This window comes from Streptomyces sp. NPDC059851 (assembly GCF_042732005.1).
GTDB lineage: Bacteria > Actinomycetota > Actinomycetes > Streptomycetales > Streptomycetaceae > Streptomyces.
The window spans coordinates 1-4,845 of sequence record NZ_JBHWJJ010000255.1 but is presented as its reverse complement, the minus strand read 5'-3'; the positions used below and the strand labels follow the sequence as shown (position 1 = coordinate 4,845).

The 4,845-nt window shown below is 74.4% G+C and carries 6 protein-coding genes; 2 read left to right on the top strand and 4 right to left on the bottom strand.

Going from position 1 to position 4,845, the window contains the following annotated elements; genetic code table 11:
- Nucleotides 1-130: 130 nt before the first annotated feature.
- On the bottom strand, nt 131-1,465 hold the full coding sequence (gene lysA, locus ACFV7Q_RS38320) for a diaminopimelate decarboxylase (RefSeq protein ID WP_385435577.1): 1,335 nt from the start codon (nt 1,463-1,465) through the stop codon (nt 131-133).
- A 14-nt stretch (nt 1,466-1,479) separates the two neighbouring features.
- The gene (locus ACFV7Q_RS38315; protein ID WP_385435576.1) at nt 1,480-1,890 is read right to left on the bottom strand and encodes an SAV_915 family protein; all 411 of its coding nucleotides are present in this window, start codon (nt 1,888-1,890) and stop codon (nt 1,480-1,482) included.
- 318 nt (nt 1,891-2,208) lie between these two features.
- On the opposite strand from ACFV7Q_RS38315, the gene ACFV7Q_RS38310 reads away from it, so the two are divergent.
- On the top strand, nt 2,209-2,718 hold the full coding sequence (locus ACFV7Q_RS38310; protein WP_385435575.1) for a hypothetical protein: 510 nt from the start codon (nt 2,209-2,211) through the stop codon (nt 2,716-2,718).
- Between the two features lie 45 nt (nt 2,719-2,763).
- Here the strand turns inward: ACFV7Q_RS38310 and ACFV7Q_RS38305 are convergent, their stop codons facing one another.
- Nucleotides 2,764-3,300 (bottom strand): DM13 domain-containing protein, encoded by a 537-nt coding sequence (locus tag ACFV7Q_RS38305; RefSeq protein WP_385435574.1) that lies wholly within the window; start codon nt 3,298-3,300, stop codon nt 2,764-2,766.
- A 238-nt stretch (nt 3,301-3,538) separates the two neighbouring features.
- Here ACFV7Q_RS38305 and ACFV7Q_RS38300 point away from each other — a divergent pair, with 238 nt between their 5' ends.
- Nucleotides 3,539-4,426 (top strand): NmrA/HSCARG family protein, encoded by an 888-nt coding sequence (locus tag ACFV7Q_RS38300; protein WP_385435573.1) that lies wholly within the window; start codon nt 3,539-3,541, stop codon nt 4,424-4,426.
- A gap of 44 nt (nt 4,427-4,470) precedes the next feature.
- Here the strand turns inward: ACFV7Q_RS38300 and ACFV7Q_RS38295 are convergent, their stop codons facing one another.
- Entirely contained in the window at nt 4,471-4,743 is a 273-nt protein-coding gene (locus ACFV7Q_RS38295) for a hypothetical protein (protein ID WP_385435572.1), read from the bottom strand.
- Between the last annotated feature and the right edge of the window lie 102 nt (nt 4,744-4,845).

Sequence of the window (4,845 nt, the reverse complement as noted above, 5' to 3'; positions counted from 1 at the left end):
GGGGCGGGGGCGGGGGGGGGGCCAATTGCCGGTCCCGGGCCCCGCGGGGTAGGGGGGGGGGGGCCCCCCCGGGGCGCCCCCCGCACCCTGCAGCCGGCAGCTGCCGGGGGAGCGGGAGGGGGGCCGGTGCCTAGTCGCCGACCTCCCTGCTGCGCAGGTCGTCCAGCGTCTCACGGCGGATCAGGAGCCGGGCCGTACCACCGCCGACGGCGACCAACGGCGGGCGCCCGACCAGGTTGTAGCCCGAGGCCATGGACAGGTGGTACGCCCCCGCCACCGGTACGGCGAGGAGGTCGCCGGGGCGGACGTCGCCGGGTAGTTCGACCCCCGCGGCGACGATGTCGCCCGCCTCGCAGTGCCGGCCCACCACGGTCGCCGTGCACGGGTCGGCGCCCGAGCGGCGGCCGATCAGCCGGGGCGCGTAGCGTGCCCCGTACAGGGCGGGCCGTGGGTTGTCGCTCATGCCGCCGTCCACGGCCACGAACACCTGGCCGGCGGCGCGCTTCACCGCGAGGACCCGGTACACCGCCACCCCCGCCGGCCCGGCCACCGCCCGGCCGGGCTCGATCGCGAGCCGCGGGACGGGCAGCCCGGCCGCCGCGCAGCTCGCGGTGAGCTCGGCGCGCAGCCGCCGGGCGAGGGCCGTGAGGTCGAGGGCGGGCTCCCCGGGGCGGTAGGCGATGCCGTGGCCGCCGCCCATGTCGAGCTCGGGCAGGACGACGCCGTGGGCGTCGCGGATCCGGGCCATCAGGCCCACCATCCGCCGCAGGGCGGACACGTACGGCTTGACGTCGGTGATCTGCGAGCCGATGTGGCAGTGCAGGCCGGTCAGTTGGAGCTGCGGTTGGCCGAGGATCCGGGAGATGGCGTGCTGCGCGGAGCCGTCGGTGAGGGACAGTCCGAACTTCTGCCCGTCCGTCCCCGTGCGGATCTTCTCGTGGGCGCCGGCCGAAATGCCGGGCACGACGCGGACCATCACCTTCTGGTGCCCGCCCGGCCCCACGGCGGCGGCCAGCCGCGCGATTTCCGACGGGCTGTCGATGACGATCCGCCCCACCCCGAGGCGCAGCGCCGTCGCGATGTCGCGCGGCGACTTGGCGTTGCCGTGCAGGACGATGCGGTCCGCGGGGAACCCGGCGGTGACGGCGAGTTCGAGTTCCCCCGCCGAGCACACGTCGAGCCCGAGGCCCTCCTCGGCGACCCAGTGCACCATGGCCCGGCACAGGAACGCCTTGGCCGCGTACACCACGTCGGCGTCCGGGAACGCATCGCGGTACGTCCGGCAGCGGGCCCGTACCTCGCCCTCGTCCAGCACGTAGACGGGGGTGTCGAAACGGTCGGCGACCTCCGCCAGCGACACCCCGCCGACGGCGAGCCCGCCGTGCGGGAGGCGCGTCGTGGACGCGGGCCACACGGACAGCTCGTCGGCCCCGGCGGCCAGGTCGGACAGTACGGCTGTGGTCATGGTTCCGCCCCCGCTCAGACGGTCCGGACGGGAAGCGGTCCGGGGCGCCGGCCGCCCGGATCGGGAGCCCCGGCCAGGGCATCGGCCCGGGCTCCAGGGGGCGCCGGGGCCGGGGCCGGGGACTGGGACTGGGTGACCGGTGGGGCCGAGAGGGCCGGGTCGACGGTGACCAGGCCCGCGCCGAGCGGCTCGCACATCCGGTGCAGCGCGGTGTACGACAGCCGGATGTACGGGTGGACCGCGCCGAGGACGGCGGCCAGCCGGGCGGGGCTGGTGAACCCGACGGCCGTGCGTGTGCCCAGGGGGGTGCGGAACAGGCGGATCACCGCCTCCGTACGGGTTCCCGGCCGGACGGGCACGCACAGCAGCCCGGCCGGGATCCGTTCCTCGGGCTCGGGATCGTCTTCGTACCGGAACAGACACATGGGGCCCTCCCCTGGGCACGTGGTGGAACGGTTCGGACGGCGCCCCGGGCGCGGTGGGCGGTGGTGGGGCGCGGCATCGAAGCTATCCCCGTCCGCGGGCCGTCCGGGCCTCCTCCTGACGGGACCTTGACGCCGACGGGCCGTGTTCATACACACCCCTGACGCCCGCCAAACCGTTCGGTAAGAAACGCGTCAGTCTTTGTCCTTTCCCCGCCAGGACGCCGTAAGACGGCATATCCGCCCTTCCGCGCCCCGTTGCGTGGGGTGTGAAATTAATTGACGAGTGAAGGAAGTAAGGAAGTGAGGAGGGGACGTCCCATGTCTGAACCGGCTGCGCTCCAGAACCGTGCCTGGGGCGGGGAGGTACGGGCCGCGGTCGGCATTGCAGTGCTGCTGCCGGCGGTGCTGTTGGTGGCCGACGCGGTCGCGGGTGACAGCGGCTGGCGGCGTGCGGTGGTGTGGATCTGGTTGGGCCTGTTGTTGCTCGTGGTCCTGTGGCCGACCCGGGTCCGTGCCGTGCCCGGCCTGTTGACCACCCGGGGGCTGATCCGCAGCCGGCGGGTCCGTACCGACCGGCTTGCGGCGGTCGCCTGGCACGACGGCGTCGCCCAGCGGCTCGTCCTGACGGACACGGACGGAGGCAGCGTCGAGCTCGACCCCCGCGTCTTCGCCGACAACCCGCCCCTGTGGTACCGGGTCGGCGAGGACATCGGCGCGAGCGTGTCCAGCGGCACCCTGGGCGAGGGCCTGGTCCCACTGCGGCAGTTCTGCAACCTGATCGACCGTGAGACGGCCCGCGCCGTCTTCAAGGCCTCGGCGCTCACCTGAACTTCCGCGGCGGCCGCGGGGTCGGCTGCCGCGGAAACAGGGCGCTCAGGTGCGGGCGAGGGACGCTGCTCCGAAGGAGACGTCGAAACGGTCGCACCAAATGCTCACGCTGGTGTACTGGGCCAGATCGACGTCCGAAGGGATCGCGTAGTTCTGGTCGCCCTTGTTGCCCTTCAGCTCGCCCAGGCTGACGAACTTGCCGTCGTCGAAGACCCGCCAGCCGGCCACGCCCTCCTTCACCGGGGCGTCGGTCAGCCACACGCGCAGGTCCGGGCCGTTGCTCGTGTCGAGGTCCTCCAACCGGAGGCTCAGGGAGCCGTCGGCGAGGCGCAGCACCTTCACCGTGCCCGTGGTGGCGTGTTCGTGACTGATGAGCGTGCCCTGCGCGAGGACCTGCGGTCCGGCGCCGGCGGACGCGCCGGGGGACGCCGGTGCCGCCGACGGCGTCGGCAGCGCCTCGCTGACGGTGTCGTCCTGCCAGAGCTTCCACGGCTCGAACCAGTACAGCCCGGCAGCCACCACCAGCGCGCCGATGACCAGCACGGTGCCCCACACCCGTCCGCGCCGCTTTCCCTCGCCCACTGCCGCTCCCTCACCGTCGTGTGACCGCTGTGGTCCCCGCAGGTCCATGCTCGCATGTGGAAGCCGCTGCGGGGCCGGTCGAGCCGGTGGCGGAATCCCGCGGTCCGCAGCAGCCCCGCCCCGACGGTGATCACGGTCACAGTGACTGGACCTCAACCGCCCTTGAGGGAGCAGGCTGTTGACCACCGGAAGGCAGCCGGAACAGCAGCCCAGGACCCGCATCCCCAGGAGTCGTGCCATGCCAGAGAACCGCAGCGTCCTCGTCACCGGAGCAACCGGCCGCCAGGGCGGTGCCACCGTGCGCGCCCTCGTCGGCCGCGGCCGGCAGGTGCACGCCCTGGTCCGCGACCCGGCCCGGCCCCAGGCGCAGTCCCTCCGGGCCCTCGGGGCCACCCTGGTCGTCGGCGACCTCGACGACACCGCCTCCCTCGAAGCGGCCATGCGGGGCGTGCACGGCGTCTTCTGCGTCCAGCGGATGCCCGTGCCCGGGCCCGCCGGTTTCGAGTCCGAGGTGCGCCGGGGCAAGGCCGTCGCGGAGGCGGCCGCCCGGGTGGGCGTCGCCCATTTCGTGTACGCCTCCGTCGACGGCGCCGGCCGCCCCGGCGACGTGCCGCACTTCCGGAGCAAGGGCCTGATCGAGCAGTACGTCGCGGAGCTCGGCCTGCCGGCCACCGTGCTCCGCCCGGCCTTCTTCCTCACCAACTTCGAGGGCATGGGCCCCCGCTGGTCCGACGGCGAACTCGTCCTGTCGCTTCCGCTCGCCCCGCACACCGCGCTCCAGATGATCCACCCCGATGACATCGGCGAGTTCGCCGCCGACGTCTTCGACGCCCGGGCCGACCACCTCGGCCGCACCCTGGAGATCGCCGGCGACCGGCTGACCGGCCCGCAGATGGCCGAAGCCTTCGCCCGCGCCGCCGGCCGCCCCGTACGGTTCCGCTCCCAGCCCGTCGAGGAGGTACGGGCGTACAGCGAGGAGATGGCCGTCATGTTCGAGTGGTTCGACACCACCGGCTTCCTCGCGGACGTGCCCGCCCTGCGCGCCGCCCGCCCGCACCTGAGGACCCTGGACGACTGGGCGGGCAAGGAGTGGACCGTACCGGCGGAGCCGGTCCGCGTCCCCTGAGCACCCGCCCCGCCCGCCCCACCGGCGCCGCCCGGCGTCTCCCCTCAGCGGCGGGCGAGGGCGGCCGCGTCCAGCTGGTCCGCGGAGCGGGCCAGGCCTTCGGCCGCCGCCGCGCAACGGTCGGCCAGGTCCTCGATCCGCCACCGGAACGCCTCGGCCTGCGGCCCCTTCCAGTCGAGTGCGGCGGCCCCGGCCCGCAGCCGCCGCGCATGGTCGAGCAGGGCGGCGGAGTGGGCGCGCAGCCCCTCCGCGGCCGGCAGGCGCGGCAGGGACTCCGCCCGTGGTGCGGGGATGCCGGTCCCAGGGATGCCGGTCACAGGGTCCTCCAGGGGGCGAAGGCGTTGGTGACGCCGTCCAGGGCGGGGGCCAGTTCGGGGTGGTGCCGCAGCAGCACCGTGACCATGGTGTTGCGGTCGATC